16 protein-coding genes are annotated in these 15,690 nt (G+C 70.6%); 12 read left to right on the plus strand and 4 right to left on the minus strand.

From position 1 onward, the window contains the following. Positions 1-9: 9 nt before the first annotated feature. Positions 10-879: a DNA-3-methyladenine glycosylase family protein gene (locus BWI15_RS00640; RefSeq protein WP_143465352.1), complete on the plus strand. Its 870-nt coding sequence runs from the start codon at positions 10-12 to the stop codon at positions 877-879. Positions 880-928: 49 nt separating this feature from the next. Here BWI15_RS00640 and BWI15_RS00645 read toward each other — a convergent pair whose 3' ends face one another. Both BWI15_RS00645 and BWI15_RS00650 read right to left on the minus strand, forming a co-directional pair. Then, entirely contained in the window at positions 929-1,591 is a 663-nt protein-coding gene (locus BWI15_RS00645; RefSeq protein ID WP_143465353.1) for a hypothetical protein, read from the minus strand. 119 nt (positions 1,592-1,710) lie between these two features. Further along, positions 1,711-2,310, minus strand: coding sequence for a uridine kinase family protein (locus BWI15_RS00650; RefSeq protein ID WP_077012270.1), 600 nt, complete (start codon positions 2,308-2,310; stop codon positions 1,711-1,713). Positions 2,311-2,402: 92 nt separating this feature from the next. Between BWI15_RS00650 and BWI15_RS00655 the strand changes: the two genes are divergently transcribed. The 9 genes from BWI15_RS00655 (at position 2,403) to BWI15_RS00695 (ending at position 12,804) form a co-directional block, all read left to right on the plus strand. Next, positions 2,403-2,858 carry a hypothetical protein gene (locus BWI15_RS00655; protein WP_077012271.1) on the plus strand — a complete coding sequence of 152 codons (456 nt, stop codon included), beginning with the start codon at positions 2,403-2,405 and terminating at the stop codon, positions 2,856-2,858. Positions 2,859-2,979: 121 nt separating this feature from the next. Continuing rightward, on the plus strand, positions 2,980-4,380 hold the full coding sequence (locus tag BWI15_RS00660; RefSeq protein ID WP_083750486.1) for an ABC transporter substrate-binding protein: 1,401 nt from the start codon (positions 2,980-2,982) through the stop codon (positions 4,378-4,380). A gap of 10 nt (positions 4,381-4,390) precedes the next feature. Beyond that, complete coding sequence (locus tag BWI15_RS00665) at positions 4,391-5,344, plus strand: carbohydrate ABC transporter permease (protein WP_077012272.1); 954 nt, start codon at positions 4,391-4,393, stop codon at positions 5,342-5,344. Next, positions 5,341-6,186 carry a carbohydrate ABC transporter permease gene (locus BWI15_RS00670; protein ID WP_077012273.1) on the plus strand — a complete coding sequence of 282 codons (846 nt, stop codon included), beginning with the start codon at positions 5,341-5,343 and terminating at the stop codon, positions 6,184-6,186. Before BWI15_RS00665 ends, BWI15_RS00670 begins: the two co-directional genes overlap by 4 nt. Beyond that, positions 6,183-7,661 carry a mannitol dehydrogenase family protein gene (locus BWI15_RS00675; RefSeq protein WP_237771071.1) on the plus strand — a complete coding sequence of 493 codons (1,479 nt, stop codon included), beginning with the start codon at positions 6,183-6,185 and terminating at the stop codon, positions 7,659-7,661. Before BWI15_RS00670 ends, BWI15_RS00675 begins: the two co-directional genes overlap by 4 nt. After that, positions 7,658-8,632 (plus strand): sugar-binding transcriptional regulator, encoded by a 975-nt coding sequence (locus BWI15_RS00680; protein ID WP_077012274.1) that lies wholly within the window; start codon positions 7,658-7,660, stop codon positions 8,630-8,632. The genes BWI15_RS00675 and BWI15_RS00680 overlap by 4 nt, the downstream gene beginning before the upstream one ends. Further along, positions 8,632-10,059, plus strand: coding sequence for a xylulokinase (gene xylB, locus BWI15_RS00685; RefSeq protein WP_077012275.1), 1,428 nt, complete (start codon positions 8,632-8,634; stop codon positions 10,057-10,059). Before BWI15_RS00680 ends, xylB begins: the two co-directional genes overlap by 1 nt. A gap of 71 nt (positions 10,060-10,130) precedes the next feature. Next, complete coding sequence (locus BWI15_RS00690) at positions 10,131-10,652, plus strand: DUF3592 domain-containing protein (protein ID WP_077012276.1); 522 nt, start codon at positions 10,131-10,133, stop codon at positions 10,650-10,652. Between the two features lie 103 nt (positions 10,653-10,755). Beyond that, positions 10,756-12,804, plus strand: a complete 2,049-nt coding sequence (locus BWI15_RS00695) for a PD40 domain-containing protein (RefSeq protein ID WP_077012277.1) — start codon at positions 10,756-10,758, stop codon at positions 12,802-12,804. Here the strand turns inward: BWI15_RS00695 and BWI15_RS00700 are convergent, their stop codons facing one another. Continuing rightward, the gene (locus tag BWI15_RS00700; RefSeq protein ID WP_077012278.1) at positions 12,805-13,695 is read right to left on the minus strand and encodes a LysR family transcriptional regulator; all 891 of its coding nucleotides are present in this window, start codon (positions 13,693-13,695) and stop codon (positions 12,805-12,807) included. It abuts the gene before it with no gap. A gap of 83 nt (positions 13,696-13,778) precedes the next feature. Between BWI15_RS00700 and BWI15_RS00705 the strand changes: the two genes are divergently transcribed. Next, positions 13,779-14,180: a hypothetical protein gene (locus BWI15_RS00705; protein ID WP_077012279.1), complete on the plus strand. Its 402-nt coding sequence runs from the start codon at positions 13,779-13,781 to the stop codon at positions 14,178-14,180. Between the two features lie 45 nt (positions 14,181-14,225). Continuing rightward, complete coding sequence (locus tag BWI15_RS00710) at positions 14,226-14,654, plus strand: PRC-barrel domain-containing protein (RefSeq protein WP_077012280.1); 429 nt, start codon at positions 14,226-14,228, stop codon at positions 14,652-14,654. Positions 14,655-14,730: 76 nt separating this feature from the next. Here the strand turns inward: BWI15_RS00710 and BWI15_RS00715 are convergent, their stop codons facing one another. After that, entirely contained in the window at positions 14,731-15,687 is a 957-nt protein-coding gene (locus BWI15_RS00715; protein ID WP_077012281.1) for a S1C family serine protease, read from the minus strand. Positions 15,688-15,690: the final 3 nt, after the last annotated feature.

Raw genomic sequence — 15,690 nt, forward strand, 5'->3', positions numbered from 1 at the left:
GCTGGTGGGGTGACGTACTCCGAGCATCGGCTGCCTGCGACGGCGCCGTTCGACTTCGACTTGTCGTTGCGGTTCGTCGCGGGGTTCTCGCCCACCGCGGGGGAGCAACGCATCGTCGGTGGCCGGCTCACCAAAGCGCTGCGGGTGGACGGGAGGACCGTGCTGGCCGACGTGGCGGCCGCGCCCGGCAGCGAGCCGGCGGTCGAGGTCCGGCTGACCGGGGCCGGCGGCGACTCGGCGGTCGAGGCCGCGCTCGATCGGGTGCGGTTTTTCCTCAGCCTGGACGACGACCTGGCCGGGTTCTACGCGCTGGCCGACGACGTGTTCCAGCCGGTGGTCCAGCGGCTGTACGGGTATCACCAGGTGAAGTTCAGCTCGCCCTGGGAGAACGTCGTCTGGGCGATCCTGTCCCAGCGGACCGCGAGACCTGTTGCGGTGAAGGAGAAATCGGCGCTGGTCCAGCGGATCGGCAACGAGGTCGAGCACGACGGCGTCGTCCACCGGGCCTTCCCGGACGCCGAGCAGGTCGCCGGACTGGACGACCTCGCCGGAACGATCCGCAACGAACGCAAAGCCGGCTTCCTGCAGGGCGCGGCCCGGCGCTGGCTCGAGCTGTCCGAGACCGAGCTTCGCGAGGCGCCGTACGACGAGGCCAAGGCGCAGCTGTTGTCGCTGCCGGGGATCGGGCCGTGGTCTTCGACGTTCGTGCTGATCCGCGGCCTGGGGCGGATGGACGAGACCCCGGTGGAGAAGCAGTTGATGCAGGCCGCCGCCCGGGTCTACGGCGAGTACGTCGACGAGGACGCGCTCATGCGCCTGTCCGAGCGGTACGGCGCCTGGCGCGGCTACTGGGCGCACTACCTGCGCGCCGGCGGATGACCTGCCCGGCGGCTCGCAGCGCGCCGGCACCCGTGAACCGGTAGCGACCTCAGCCGGCTTTGGCGGTCAGGCGTTTGTACTGCTGCTGGGCCAAGCTCGTGACGAGCTTGGTGTCCGGCTGGAGATTGCTGCCGATCAGGCCGGTCTGGCGGACGGTGATCTGGGCGAGCATCGTGCCGGCGACGAAGCCGGCCTGGGCGACGGCCTCGGACTCGTCGGGCAGGCCGGTCGGGGTGACCCGCCGACCGGTGAGCACGCCCGGCACACCCGGTACGGAGTACTGGGTGGTGAAGGTTTCCTGGCGCCAGAAGCCGGTGCGCAGATCCTGGGCCTTGCGCTTCGAGCCGGTCCGGAACAGGCGGACCGTGTACTGCTTCTTGTGGTCCGGGCTGATCCGCACCGTCTGGTAGCCCTCGGAGAAGTCCGCGTTCAGCAGCAACGCGCGATCCTCGGCCGGGACGCTGGAGATCGTGCCGAGAAACGACTGCAGCGTGAACGCTCCGCTCAGCTCTCGCTTGTCCGGCCCATAGCCGTCCGGTACGACGATCAGCCCGGCCAGCGCGCTCTTCGGTGTCGTCGCCGCCGGCGCGCTGGAGACGGCGGCCTTCGGCGGACTGCTCGTGGCGGCTCCGGCGTCGCCTCCGGCGCAACCCGGCAACGCCAGCAGGGCGCACGCGACCAGCACGGTCACGCCGGGCGCAGTCCGCCTCACAACTCCTCCGCCAGTTCGTGGAATCCTGGCTGGATCGCATCAGACGAAGGTGAACGCCAGGCAACCAGCGAACGACAAAACCGCCGGTATCCGGCGTGTCACCGCCTGCTGGGCGACAGTCAGTGGGTCGACGCCGCCGCGAGCAGGTCGGCGATCCGGCGGCGGGCGGCCTTCGGGTGCAGGGGTTCGCAGCCGGCATCGACGCAGCGGCGGACCACTCGCGGGTCGTCTTCGAGCAGCAGCAATCCTCGCCGCAGCAGCGTGAACGGTGGCTTGCGGTGCTCGCGCAGGTCTCGCTGGAACCGGCGCAGGAACGTGACGATCCGGTGGTGCCGCACGCAGATCGCAGCGGCCAGCAGCCCGCGCTGCTCGAGTTCGCCGACGATCTGGTCGGCGAAGATGCCCTCGGCAACCACCAGCGGTTGCCCACCGGTGGTGACCAGGTGGTGCCCGACCGTCGCGTCCACGCTGATGTCGTACGTCGGAAGATCGGCCGACCCGGTCGTACAGAGTGTCTCCAGCGCGTCGACTGCTCGGCCGGCGTCCCAGGATCGCGGGTCGTCCCAGTCCACGATGCCCAGCGGCGACCGCGGCATCGCCTCGTCGTCGCCGTCGCGGTAGAAGTCGTCCAGCCGGACCACCGGCAACCCGACCAGCTCGGCCAGATGCGACTTCCCGGTCCCGGACGGACCGGCCAGCAGGACAACGCGCGCACTCACCCGGGTTATTCTCCGTCATTGTGAACGCCCGGGTAACACCAGGCGTCGGTCCGCCGATGTCACCGGCGACCACCTGACGAGCGGAGACCACCATGCCGGACCGGCTGACTCGCCCCGGCGCGCTCGCGTACGCCGTCGTTGCACTGCTGCTGGCCTACGAGATCGTGTGGTTGAGCCGGCTCGACGGTTTCTGGGACGCCGGGCCGTTCTGGCCGGGCATCGTGGTGGGCATCGTTGCCGTGCTCGTGGTGCTCATCGCCGTTGCGGCCATCACCCGCACCCCCGTGGTCGGTGACGGCGACCGCCTGCTGACCCGGATCGGCGGGCCGATCGTGATCGGGCTGACCGTGGTCGCGACGCTCGTGGTGGCCATCGAGGGGCTGGACGACTTCGTGATGTGGCCGACCGCGCCCGCGGTCTTCGCGCCGTTCGGGATCCGGCGGCTGGAGCAGGCGTACTTCGAGGGCGTGGACGAGGCCCGCCGCGAGCGCGCTGCCGCGCGTGCCGACGCCGCACGGGCCGAGGCCGCCCCCGCCGAGGAGCGGTAGCTCCAGAACCACCCACCTACCCCGCCGCTCATCTGAGCGGCGGGGCGCTCTCGTGTTGCACGAAGTCTTGACACACTCCATCGCGCCCGGTTCACTCAAGTCTGAGCAGAGGCGTGCTCAGATGAGCGAGTCCGGCGGAACGAAGGAGCAGCTCGTGCGGCAACAGCGGAGGCGGATCACAGCGGCGGGACTCGCCGTGGTCCTGGTGAGTGCGGTCGGCGGGTGCGCCGGCTGGGGTGGTGGTGCGGGCGGCGGCGGGGCCGACAGCATCAACGTGCTGATGGTGAACAACCCACAGATGGTCGACCTGCAGAAGCTCACCGCCGACCACTTCACCCAGCAGACCGGCATCAAGGTCAACTACACCGTGCTGCCGGAGAACGACGTCCGGGACAAGATCAGTCAGGAGTTCTCCAGCCAGGCCGGCCAGTACGACGTGGCCTCGCTGAGCAACTTCGAGATCCCGATCTACGCGACCAGCAAGTGGATCGCGCCGCTGTCGGACTACATCGCCAAGGACCCGAACTTCGACCAGGACGACGTGCTGAAGCCGATGACGGAGTCGCTCAGCGGCGCCGACGGCAAGGTGTACGGCGAACCGTTCTACGGCGAGTCGTCGTTCCTGATGTACCGCAAGGACATTCTGCAGGCCAAGGGCATCACGATGCCCGCCAAGCCGACCTGGCAGCAGGTCGCCGACATCGCCGCCAAGGTCGACAACGCCCAGCCCGGGATGCGCGGCATCTGCCTGCGCGGCCAGCCCGGCTGGGGTCAGCTGTTCGCGCCGCTGACCACGGTGGTGAACACCTTCGGCGGCACCTGGTTCACCGAGGACTGGCAGGCGCAGGTCAGCTCCCCGGAGTTCACCGAGGCGACCAAGTTCTACGTCGACCTGGTCCGCAACCACGGCGAGCTCGGCGCACCTCAGGCCGGCTTCACCGAGTGCCTCAACAACCTTGTCCAGGGCAACGTCGCGATGTGGTACGACGCGACCTCGGCGGCCGGTTCGCTGGAGGCCCCGAACTCACCGGTCAAGGGCAAGATGGGCTACGCCCCCGCGCCGGTGGTGAAGACCGACAGCTCCGGCTGGCTGTACGCGTGGGCGTGGAGCATCCAGGAAGCCAGCAAGAAGAAGGACAACGCCTGGAAGTTCATCTCCTGGGCGTCCAGCAAGCAGTACGAGGAACTGGTCGGGCAGGAGCTCGGCTGGTCCCGGGTACCGGCCGGCAAGCGCGCCTCGACGTACGAGAACCCGGCGTACGTGAAGGAGGCGGCGGCGTTCGCGGAGCCGACCCGGCAGGCGATCGAGAGCGCGGACCCGACCGATCCCGGGATGCAGAAGCGGCCGGCGATCGGGATCCAGTTCGTCGACATCCCGGAGTTCCCCGACCTCGGCACCCAGGTCAGCCAGGACGTCAGCTCGGCGATCGCCGGCCGGATGAGCGTCGACGAGGCGCTGAAACGCGGGCAGGAGCTCGCCGACGACGTCGCCGAGCGCTATCGCTCCCGAGAAGCGAAGTGAGGAAGCCGTCATGAGTGTCGACACGCAGGCACGTCCCGGCGGCCGCCACGCCGCCGTACCGCCCGGGTCGCAGAGCACGATGCTGCGCAAGACCGGCGACTGGGCCCGGCGGGCGCCGCTGCTGCCCGCGCTGATCTTCATGATCATCGTGACCCAACTGCCGTTCGTGGTCACGATCATCACGTCGTTCATGGACTGGAACGCCTACTACCCCGACGAGCGCGGCTTCGCCGGGATCGACAACTTCCGCCGTGTACTGACCGATGCGAACACCCGGCAGGCGATCCTGGTGACGATCCTGCTGACCGCCGCGGTGGTGCTGATCAGCTTGCTGCTCGGCCTCGGCATCGCGCTGCTGCTGGACCGCAAGTTCCGCGGCCGCGGCGTGGTCCGGACGATGATGATCACGCCGTTCCTGGTCGTGCCGGTCGCGGCGGCGCTGCTGTGGAAGCACGCGCTCTACAACCCGGAGTACGGGCTGTTCAACGGCGTACTGACCTGGATCTTCGGGGACAGCGCGCCGCAGCCGGACTGGATCAGCAACCAGCCGCTGTGGTCGGTGATCTTCGCGCTGGTCTGGCAGTGGACGCCGTTCATGATGCTGATCCTGCTGGCCGGGCTGCAGAGCCGGCCGCTGGACGTGATCGAGGCGGCCGGCATCGACGGCGCCAGCCAGTGGGACATCTTCCGGTACATGACGCTGCCGCACCTGCGCCAGTACCTCGAACTGAGCGCGCTGCTCGGCTCGATCTACGTGGTGCAGAACTTCGACGCCGTCTTCACGATCACGTCCGGCGGACTCGGTACGGCGAACCTGCCGTACACGATCTACCAGACCTTCTACACCGCGCACGACTACGGCCGGGCCTCCGCGGCCGGCGTGATCGTGGTGATCGGCACGATCGTCATCGCGACGCTGGCCCTGCGCTCGGTGTCCACGCTGTTCAAGGAGGAGGGCCGATGAGCGGTCAGGTGACGATGGTGACGGGCCGCAAGAAGCGCGGCGGGGGCATCGCGCTGAGCGGGCTGGCCTGGATCGTCGGCACGCTGTTCGTGCTGCCGGTGCTGTGGATGGTGCTGACCTCGTTCCACGCCGAGGAGGACGCGGCGAAGAACCCGCCGGACCTGGCCGCGCCGCTGACGCTCGACGGGTACCGCTCGTTCTTCGACACCGGCCCCTGGCCGTCGATCGCGAACTCGCTGACCGCGAGCATCCTGTCCACGCTGCTGGTCATCCTGCTCGCGTTCCCGGCGGCGTACGCGCTGTCGATCAAGCCGGTGAAGAAGTGGACCGACGTGCTGTTCTTCTTCCTGTCCACCAAGATGCTGCCGGTGGTGGCCGGGCTGCTGCCGATCTACCTGTTCGCCCAGTTCACCGGGCTGCTGGACAACATCTGGCTGCTGATCGTGCTCTACACCTCGATGAACCTGCCGATCGCGGTCTGGATGCTGCGCAGCTTCCTGGCCGAGGTGCCGGTGGAGATCCTCGAGGCGGCCTCGGTCGACGGCGCCGGACTGGTCCGCACGTTGCGCTCCGTGGTCGCTCCGGTGGTCACGCCGGGCATCGCCTCGGCGGCGCTGATCTGCTTCATCTTCAGCTGGAACGAACTGCTCTTCGCCCGGGTGCTGACAGGTACGGTGGCCCAGACCGCACCGGTGTTCCTGACCGGCTTCGTCACCAGCCAGGGGCTGTTCCTGGCCAAGGTCTGCGCGGCCTCGCTGGTGGTGTCGCTGCCCGTCCTGATCGCCGGTTTCGCCGCCCAGGACAAGCTGGTCCAGGGCCTGTCGCTGGGAGCCGTCAAGTGACCTTGCAGAAACTCAGTTCCGCCACGCTGTCCGCGCTCGACCCGCGGGTGGGCGTCCCGGCCTACGACCGTACGGCGGTCCGCCCGGGCATCGTGCACTTCGGGGTCGGCGGGTTCCACCGGGCCCACCAGGCGATGTATCTGGACCGGCTGATGGACGACGGCAAGGCGCTGGACTGGGGCATCTGCGGCGTCGGCGTCCTGCCGCAGGACCGGCGGATGGCCGACGTGATGGCGGCCCAGGACGGCCTCTACACACTGGTGGTCAAGCACCCGGACGGCACGCTGGAGCCGCGGGTGATCGGCTCGATCGTCGACTACCTGTTCGCGCCGGACGACCCCGAGGCGGTGCTGACCCGGATGACCGACCCGGCCACCCGGATCGTGTCGCTGACGATCACCGAGGGCGGCTACCACGTCAACCAGGTGACCGGTGAGCTGGACGCGTCCGACCCCGGCCTGGCCGCCGACCTGGCGCCGGGCGCGACGCCGGGCACCGCGTTCGGGCTGATCGTCGAGGCCCTGGCCCGCCGCCGGGCGGCCGGCACGAAGCCGTTCACGGTGATGTCGTGCGACAACATCCCGGGCAACGGCCACGTCGCGAAGAAGATGCTGACTGCTTTCGCCCGGCTTCGCGACGCCGACTTGGCGGACTGGATCGAGGCCGAGGTCCGGTTCCCGAACTGCATGGTCGACCGGATCACGCCGGTCACCGCCGAGGCGGACAAGACGGCGCTGGCCGAGCGGTTCGGGATCGACGACGGCTGGCCGGTGGTGTGCGAGCCGTTCACGCAGTGGGTGCTGGAGGACGACTTCGGGGGCGAGCGGCCGGCGTACGACGAGGTCGGGGTGCAGGTGGTCGAGGACGTCGAGCCGTACGAGCTGATGAAGCTGCGGCTGCTCAACGCGAGTCACCAGGCGCTGTGCTACCTCGGGTACCTGGCCGGCTACCGGTACGCACACGAGGTGTGCCAGGACAAGCTGTTCGTCGACTTCCTGCTCGGCTACATGACCGAGGAGGGTCAGCCGACGCTGCCCGCCGTACCGGGAGTGGACCTGGAGCAGTACAAGCACCAGCTGATCGAGCGGTTCGCCAACCCGGAGGTGCGCGACACGCTCGCGCGGCTGTGCGCGGAGAGCTCGGACCGGATCCCGAAGTGGCTGGTGCCGGTGATCCGCGAGCAGCTGGCGGCGGACCGGGGGATCGAGCGGTCCGCGCTCGTCGTGGCCTCCTGGGCCCGGTACGCCGAGGGCGTCGACGAGCAGGGACAGCCGATCGAGGTGGTGGACCGGCTGCGCGACAAGCTGGTCGAGCGGGCGCAGCACAACCGGGACAACCCGCTGCTGTTCGTGTCGGACCGCGACCTGTTCGGGGACCTGGCCGACGACGAGCGGTTCGTAAAGGCCTACACGGCGGCGCTGACCTCGCTGCACGAGCGCGGTGCCCGGGCCACGCTGGAGGAACGGGCCGGATGACCGTCGAGGGGGTGGAGGAGGACGACGAGCTGCTCGCGGACGTCGCCCGGCGGTACTACCTGGACAACACCTCCAAGGTGGACATCGCCAAGCAGTTGGGGCTCAGCCGGTTCAAGATCGCCCGGCTGCTGGAGGAGGCACGCGAGCGGGGGATCGTGCAGATCCAGATCAAGAGCCCGACCCCGGTCGACCGGGGGCTGTCCGAGCAGCTGGCCGAGGCGCTCGGCATCGCGCGCTGCGTGGCGACGACGGCGACCGGGTCGGCCGAGCAGGTCCGCGCCCAGGTCGCCGAGGCCGCGGCCCGCACGGTGGCGCCGCTCGTGCGCGACGGTGACCTGCTCGGGCTGACCTGGAGCCGGGCGGTGGACGCGATGGTCGACCACTTCGACGCGCTGCCGTCCTGCACGGTGATCCAGATGGCCGGGTCGCTGCACTCGCCGTCCGGTGGCGGTACGACGGTCGACCTGGCCCGGAGAGCCGCTGAGCTGGCCGGCGGTACGGCGTACGCGGTGCACGCGCCGCTGGTGGTCGACGACGTTGCCGCTGTGACCGCGCTGCGCCGCCAGCCGGGAATCGCCGACACCCTGGCGATGGCCGACGGGCTGGACATCTCCGTGGTGGCCATCGGCGCCTGGCGGGCGGGCTGCTCCACGGTGTGGGACGCGGTGTCGGAAGAGGTCCGCGAGGAGGGGGTCGCCGGCGGCGCCGTGGCCGAGGTGAGTGGGCATCTGCTGGACGTGGACGGCAAACTGGTCGAGTCACCGTTGGAGCAGATGATCATCGCGGTGTCGATCGACCAGCTGCGACGCCCCGCCCAACGGGTCGCACTGGCGGCCGGCGCGCACCGGGCTCCCGCTGTGATCGCAGCGGTCCGGTCGGGTCTGGTCAGCACACTGGTGACTACCACCGACCTGGCCCGCGAAGTCCTGCGCCTGTTGCCCCCTGCCGCTGCCGAGAGGACCCCTGTCTGATGACCCAGCCGAAACTTGTCGCCGGTGTCGACTGCTCCACCCAGGCCACCAAAGTCGTGGTCTGCGACGCCGCCACCGGGGAGGTGCTGCGCGAAGGCCGTGCGCCGCACCCCGACGCCACGCAGGTCGACCCCGCCGAGTGGCTGAATGCCTGGCAGATCGCGTCCGACGGGCTGCTGGACGACGTCCAGGCCCTGTCGGTCGGCGGCCAGCAGCACGGGATGGTCCTGCTCGACGGCTCCGGCGAGGTCGTGCATCCCGCCGTGCTCTGGAACGACACGAGCTCCGCCGACGCGACCACCGAGCTCGTCGAGGAGCTGGGTGGGGCTGCGGCGTGGGCCGAGGCGATCGGCTCGCTGCCGGTGCCCAGCTTCACGGTGACCAAGCTGCGCTGGGTGCAGTCGGCTGCGCCGGACGCTGCGGCGCGGGCCGAGGCTGTCGCGCTGCCGCACGACTGGCTGACGCACCAGCTCGCTGCTGGTCGCTCTGGGATCGCGGACCTCACCACTGACCGCGGCGACGCGTCGGGCACCGGCTGGTGGTCGCCGGCGACCAACTCGTACCGGCCTGACCTGGTCGAGCGGGCCTTCGGCCGGTCGCTGGTGCTGCCGCGGGTCGCTGGTCCGCGCGAGGTCGTCGGCGAGACGGCCTTCGGTGCGGCGATCGCGGCCGGGACCGGCGACAACATGGCCGCCGCGCTCGGACTCGACCTGCAGCCGGGGGATGTCGCTGTGTCGCTGGGGACCTCAGGCACGGCCTTCGCGACCTGTACGACGCCAACTGCTGACCCGAGCGGCTTTGTCGCCGGCTTCGCGGACGCGACCGGGGGCTACCTGCCGCTGGTCTGCACGCTGAACGCGGCGCGGGTCATGTCGGCGACTGCCCAGTTGCTCGGCATGGAGCTCGCCGAGCTGGACGAGGCCGCTCTGGACTCGTCCGGCAGCAACGGACTGGTCCTGCTGCCGTACCTGGACGGCGAGCGCACGCCCGACCTGCCGCACTCGACCGGCCTGGTCTACGGCCTGACCCGCGCGACCATGCAGCCCGCCACGATGGCCCGCGCCGCCGTCGAAGGCATGCTGTGCGGCCTGGCCGACGCCGTCGACGCACTGCGCGTCCAGGGCATCCCGGTCGAGCGGGTCCTCCTGCTGGGCGGCGCGGCCCGCTCCCGCGCCGTACAGGCTCTGGCGCCTGCTCTGCTCGGCGCACCGGTCGTCCTGCCCGAGCCGGCCGAGTACGTCGCCCTCGGAGCCGCGCGCCAGGCTGCCTGGGCGCTCTCCGGCGAGGACACTCCGCCCACCTGGCAGGTCGCCGTCGGCAAGCCGGAGTCGTCGATCCTCAGCGACGCCGAGGCCGCGACCATCCGCTCCCGCTACGCCACCGTGCTCGACGGCACCCGCCCGCTGCTCGCGCAGCCCCGGCCATAGGTAACGCCCGCACCGGTCGGGGCGTCTCAAGCCTGAGCAGCCCCGACCGGTGAGGACCGATGAGTCGCCACATGGCCAACAGCACCCGGCGGTCCAGTAGGACCCGCCAGGCCGAGGTCCGCCGCCGGGCGAAGGCCGCCCGGCGAGACAAGCGCCTCGCCGCCCGCCGCTACCGCACCGAACGCAGCCGCCGTCGCTGGCACTGGGACGGCGACGGCCTGATCACGCTGCTGTTCGCCATCGGAGTGCTGGCTTTCGCGTTCTGGGTGGGCCGCGACACCTATCTGCTCCAGCACCGCGGCGAGGTGGTCCCGGCGACGGTGCTCGACCTGTCGACCGGCAAGAACGCCCGGATCGAGGTCCGCTACACCACCAAGGCCGGCCAGACAGTCCAGGACAGCACGTCGAACTTCGACGAGGCGACGGTGGGCGGCACGGTCGAGGTCGTCTACGACCCAGAAGAACCGACCAGGATGCAGGCCACGGACTGGGGGTTCGACTACGTCCTCCCCGGCTTGCTCGGGGCCGTCGGCGTCGCGGCGCTCGCCGCCGGGGGCAACCAGTTCTACCGGCGGGGCAAGCATTCGGCGTGAGGGCAGCTTCCTGCCACGGCGTAACGAATGGGCCTTTGGCAACGATAACCCGATGAGACGCGCGTCGGCGGGTCCGGAACCTGCTGGGGGAAGCGTGCGTTCGATGGCGCCGTTGGTGGTGGGGGCGATCGCCCTGGGAGCGGGACTTCCAGCACAGGCCGTGACGGAGGCCGTACCGTCGGTGCCGCTGGCGGTGAAGGCGGTCGGGACGTTCACCGGCGTCGAGCTGCGGTGGCAGCCGCCGGCCGACGCCGACGGTCTCACCGGATACCTGGTCCACCGGACGGTGAACGGGACCGAGACGACCTATCCGACCTGGGGCAGCTGGACGGGCGACGAGGTCGCCTGGTCGCAGAGCGAGCGGATCGCGGGGGCGACGTACTCGGTCTCCGCGACGAGTGCCGACGGCGAAGGCCCGGTCAGTACGCCGATCACGCCCGCACCGACCACCGAGGCGATCGGCCTGACCCACACCGTCCCGGTCGAGGGCGGCAACTACCGTACGTACGCCGGGCAGGTGGCGGTCCCGGGCGGCACCCAGGTGGTCCCGCTGGCTGCCGACGGCCCGACGCACGTGATCGGCGGCTCGATCGCCACCTCACCCGACGGCCGGGAAATCGTCTTCGCCAAGGGCCAGGAGAGCCTCTGGCGCGTCCGGACCGACGTACCGGGTGCGACGCCGGTCCAGCTGGTCAGCGGTTCCACCGGCATTTACCGGATGGCCTGGTCGCCGGACGGCACCCGGATCGTCTACGAGCGCCTGCAGCCGGACAGCAGCTCGTGCCTCGACATGGTCGCCGCGACCGGCGGAACCCCGGTCCGGATCGGGTGCCACCTGCTGATGCCGACCTGGCTGCCGGACAGCCAGACCATCATCGCGAAGGACCAGTTCCAGGGTCTGCTGCAACGCATCCAGGCGCGCGCCAACGGTGCGGTGCTGAGCAGCATCGCCGGGACCCAGCAGGCCACCTATCCGGAGGTGTCGCCCGACGGCCGCTGGATCGGCTTCGTCAGCGGCGGCAACGCTCCGGCTGTCATCCCCGTCGGTGGCGGTTCGCCGAAGCTCGGTGAGGCCGGCGAACAGCAGCTCGCATCGATCGCGTGGTCCCCGGACGGCGCCAAGCTGCTGATCAACCGGTACGTCGCGCACGGCGGCAACGTCCTGAAGGTCGTCCCGGTCGACGCCGCCGGGCAGCCGGGCGCCGCGGTGAACGTCTTCCAGCGGCCGTGGGACGAGCGGCTCGGCACAGCTGCCTGGCAAGGCCCGCGGGTCGCGATCAAGCCGACCGCGACGGTCAACGGCCCGAATGTCAGCATCCCGTTCACCACCACCGGCATGGCGACGCCGCTGACCGTGACCTGCCAGCTCGACGGTGGGCCGGCAACAGCCTGCACCTCGCCGTACACGAAGACCGGCGTGGCCGGCGGTGCGCATGTACTGCAAGTCAAGGCGGTCGAGCCCGGCGGCCGGGCGACCGTTGCCGTCCGCTCCTTCACCGTCGACGCCGTCGCGCCCGCAGTCCGGTTCACCTCGGGGGCCTTCGAGCTCACCAAGGCGGCCTCGGTCAGCCTGGCCTACGCCGCGACCGACTCCAGCGGCGTCGGCTCGTACGACGTGCGCTACCGGACCGCGACGTACCTGGCCAACTTCGGCGGCTACGTCAACGCCGCGTCGGCGACCAAGGCCACCTCGATCACGCTGAATGTTGCTGCGGGCAACGAATACTGCGTGTCGGTGCGGGCTCGGGACGTGTTCGGCACGGTCTCGGCCTGGTCGGCGGAGCGGTGCTTCTCGCGGCCGATGGACGACCGGGCGCTGACAGCGACGGCCGGCTGGAGCCGTGGCGCGAACGGCGTCTACTACCTCGGCACCGTGACCAGCAGCGGCGCCAACGGTGCCTCGCTGACCCGCACCGTGCAGGCGAAGCGGCTCTACCTGATCGCCACTCGCTGCGGAAGCTGCGGGTCGGTGCAGGTCTACTACGGCGGGCGATCGGCCGGAACGATCAACCTGAACAACGCGACCACGCAGTACCAGGCCGTGATCGCGCTGCCGACTCCGGCAGCGTTCCTGTCGGGCACGGTCCAGCTCACCGTCCGAAGCCCGGCCATGACACACCAGATCGACGGGTTGGCGGTCCGCCGAACCTGATCAGCTGTTCGCCGCCGTCCGGATGTGGTCGGCCAGGGCATCCGTCGCTCGTCGGGAGGGTGGGCGACGGGTGCCGTGGGCGAGCAGGTGGCGGCGCAGTGACCAAGGGTCGGTCAGTGGGCAGATGTCGAGGTCCGGGTTGGGGGCGACGGCCCGGCGGGGTGTGATGGCCAGGCCGGCGCCTGCTGCGGCGAGTGGGATCAAGGTGTGCAGGTCGGGGACGAGCGTGCGGTAGCGGGGGATCGGCGCGTTGGCCGGGAGGTGGCGGTCGATCCACTGGCGTAGGGACGAGTCCAGGGACAGGCCGACCATCGGGTGCTCGGCTGCTTCGCGGTACGTCATGCCGGCGCGGCCGCTCAGTACGCCGCCCGCCTGGCCGATCACGACCAGGTGGTCCTCGCTGAGTGGGTCGAGCCGGAGGTCGGTGTCCTCGGCCTCGTCGTGCAGCACGATGCCCAGGTCGGCTTCGCCGTCGGCGAGCAGGCGCAGGCTCTCGGGGGTCCGGTGTTCGGACACGGCGACGTCGTACTCCGGGTAGGCGCGCAGGAACGTCGTCAGGGCCAGCGGGACGATGCGGTTCATGCCAGAGCCTCCGGCGACGAGCACGACCGGGCGGCGCGGCGCTGCGGTGTAACTCGCGAGGGCGCTGTCGAGGCGGACTGTCTCGGCGAGCACGGACTCCGCGTGCCGAGCGAGTGTGCTGCCGGCGGGTGTCGGGCGGACGCCTCTGCGTTCGCGGATCAACAGAGACAGACCGGCCTGCGCTTCGAGTGCGCGGACCCGGGCGCTGGCCGACGGCAGGCTCAGGTGCATCCGCCGAGCGCCTGCGGTGATGGACCCTTCGGTCACGACGTGAACGAAGAGCCGGAGGTCGTCGAGGTCGTAGCGCATCCCGTCAGCCTATGCCCTGGACAGAGGCTGACTGCGGGAATCGCGCATTGTGCGAGTGAACCGGTCGACTCGATCATCGAGAGATGGCGGATCAGCGGGAGACGGACGCGGCGGTGGCGCGGGTCGCGCTGTCGTACGAGGCGTGTCTGCTTGCCGAAGCCGCCGCGGCCGCGGTCCCAGCAGCGGCCGACGAGCTGACAGCGGCCCGATCGGTGCTCGAGGCCATCAACCGGTACGTCGCGGCGGTGGTCGCCCTCGCCCGCCTGCGTGGGGACAGCTGGCAACAGATCGCAGCATCGGTAGGGCTTCCGGAGGAGAGCGTACGGTCTGTCGGGTCGCCGGACCGGGACTGGTGGCGAACCCACCTGCGGCAGGATCCGTCCGAAGCCGCGGCCGACCTGGACGACTGGGTGTCGCGGCACGTGGACGGAGCGTCAGATCCCACCCCGGTGTCGAAGGTGCTGGCGAGGCGAGCGACCGTTTGACCCGGGGTGCTTCCGGCTACCGGTTCGGTGGAAGGGAGCACGACGATGAACGAGCAGGCGCAAGTTCCGCAGGTTCCGCTGGTGAAGCTGGGCGACACCGATCTGGTGCTCGCGGACCCCTCCGACGACATCCGCGGCCGGACGGTGGTGGACGCCGCGGGGGAGAAGGTCGGCAAGGTGGACGGGCTGTTCCTCGACCACGACGAGGCGAAGGTCCGGCTGCTCGAGGTCGTCGACGGTGGGTTCCTCGGGCTGGGCAAGGAATCGCGACTGATCCCGGTCGAGCTGGTCCGATCGGTCGACGACGACCAGGTGGTGATCGACCGCGACCAGCAGACGGTGATCGGTGCCCCGGGCTACGACCCGGAGCTGACCGACGCACCGGACTACTTCGACAACCTCTACGACTACTACGAGGTCGGGCCGTTCTGGGCTCCCGGCGCGATGTACCGCCGGCCGCCGTACCACCCGTAAACCCGAAGAACAGCTTCGGCCCGCCGCGTGGCATGGAGTCCGCGGCGGGCCGAAGTATGTTCAGTGAAGCAGACGATCAGTCGATCAGCCCGCGGACGATCGTCGTCATCCGGTCGACCGGGATGGCGAAGCCGATGCCGATGTTGCCCGACCGGCTGGAACTGCCGAGCGTCGCGATCGCGGTGTTCACGCCGACCACCTGACCGGCGGCGTTGACCAGCGGCCCGCCGGAGTTGCCCGGGTTGATCGCGGCGTCGGTCTGGATCGCGGTCTGCCGGGCGCCGCTGTCGCCGAACCGTGCCTGCCGGTTGACCGCGCTGACGATGCCCGCGGTGACCGTGCCCTCCAGTCCGAGCGGTGACCCGACGGCCAGCACCGGGTCACCGACCTTCAGTTCCGCGGACCGGCCGAGCGGCAGCGACCGCAGCCCCGAGTTCGTCGCTCCGGTGGGGACCTGCAGCACCGCCAGGTCGTTGTCCTCGTCGACGCCGACGATCTCGGCGTCCAGGGTCCGGCCGTTCGACAGCACCAGCGAGACGTTGCGGGCGCCCTCGACCACGTGCGCGTTCGTCACCACGTGGCCTTGCTGGTCGATCGCGAAGCCCGAACCGGTCGCTCGGCCGGCCCGGACCGACACCACACCGGGCAGCACGCTCTCGGCCGCCGACGCAATCGACGGGCCGCCACCGCCAGGCGCCGACGGGGCCGATGCCTGCGGCAACTGTGCGGTCGCGGCTGGTGGGGCGTCGTCGCCCCATCCGCCGGTGACCGCACCGGCCAGCCCGCCGGCCAGGATCGACAGCGCGATCCCGGCGGCGAGCGTCCGCCCGGTACGGCGTACCGGTGTGGGTTTGTCCGTCACCCCGGCCTGAGGTGCCGCGGCCGGAGAGGGGGGAGCCGGCGAGGCGGAGGCCGGGGTGACGGGGAAGGGGAGGCCGGGCGGTGCCTGGCCAAGGGGTGCGGACGGCGCGGCCGGTGGCGGCCCCGGCTGGTAGTGCGGCCCGCGGAAGGGATGACCCAGATGAGGACTCACAAG

It is taken from the genome of Kribbella sp. ALI-6-A, from assembly GCF_001984195.1.
GTDB lineage: Bacteria > Actinomycetota > Actinomycetes > Propionibacteriales > Kribbellaceae > Kribbella.

What these genes read in the sequence shown, in the direction of transcription:
- BWI15_RS00655 (WP_077012271.1), top strand. Translation starts at nt 2,403, where the DNA reads ATGCCGGACCGGCTGACTCGCCCCGGCGCGCTCGCGTACGCCGTCGTT.
- BWI15_RS00660 (WP_083750486.1), top strand. Translation starts at nt 2,980, where the DNA reads ATGAGCGAGTCCGGCGGAACGAAGGAGCAGCTCGTGCGGCAACAGCGG.
- BWI15_RS00665 (WP_077012272.1), top strand. Translation starts at nt 4,391, where the DNA reads ATGAGTGTCGACACGCAGGCACGTCCCGGCGGCCGCCACGCCGCCGTA.
- BWI15_RS00670 (WP_077012273.1), top strand. Translation starts at nt 5,341, where the DNA reads ATGAGCGGTCAGGTGACGATGGTGACGGGCCGCAAGAAGCGCGGCGGG.
- BWI15_RS00680 (WP_077012274.1), top strand. Translation starts at nt 7,658, where the DNA reads ATGACCGTCGAGGGGGTGGAGGAGGACGACGAGCTGCTCGCGGACGTC.
- xylB (WP_077012275.1), top strand. Translation starts at nt 8,632, where the DNA reads ATGACCCAGCCGAAACTTGTCGCCGGTGTCGACTGCTCCACCCAGGCC.
- BWI15_RS00690 (WP_077012276.1), top strand. Translation starts at nt 10,131, where the DNA reads ATGGCCAACAGCACCCGGCGGTCCAGTAGGACCCGCCAGGCCGAGGTC.
- BWI15_RS00695 (WP_077012277.1), top strand. Translation starts at nt 10,756, where the DNA reads ATGGCGCCGTTGGTGGTGGGGGCGATCGCCCTGGGAGCGGGACTTCCA.
- BWI15_RS00700 (WP_077012278.1), bottom strand. Translation starts at nt 13,695, where the DNA reads ATGCGCTACGACCTCGACGACCTCCGGCTCTTCGTTCACGTCGTGACC.
- BWI15_RS00705 (WP_077012279.1), top strand. Translation starts at nt 13,779, where the DNA reads ATGGCGGATCAGCGGGAGACGGACGCGGCGGTGGCGCGGGTCGCGCTG.
- BWI15_RS00710 (WP_077012280.1), top strand. Translation starts at nt 14,226, where the DNA reads ATGAACGAGCAGGCGCAAGTTCCGCAGGTTCCGCTGGTGAAGCTGGGC.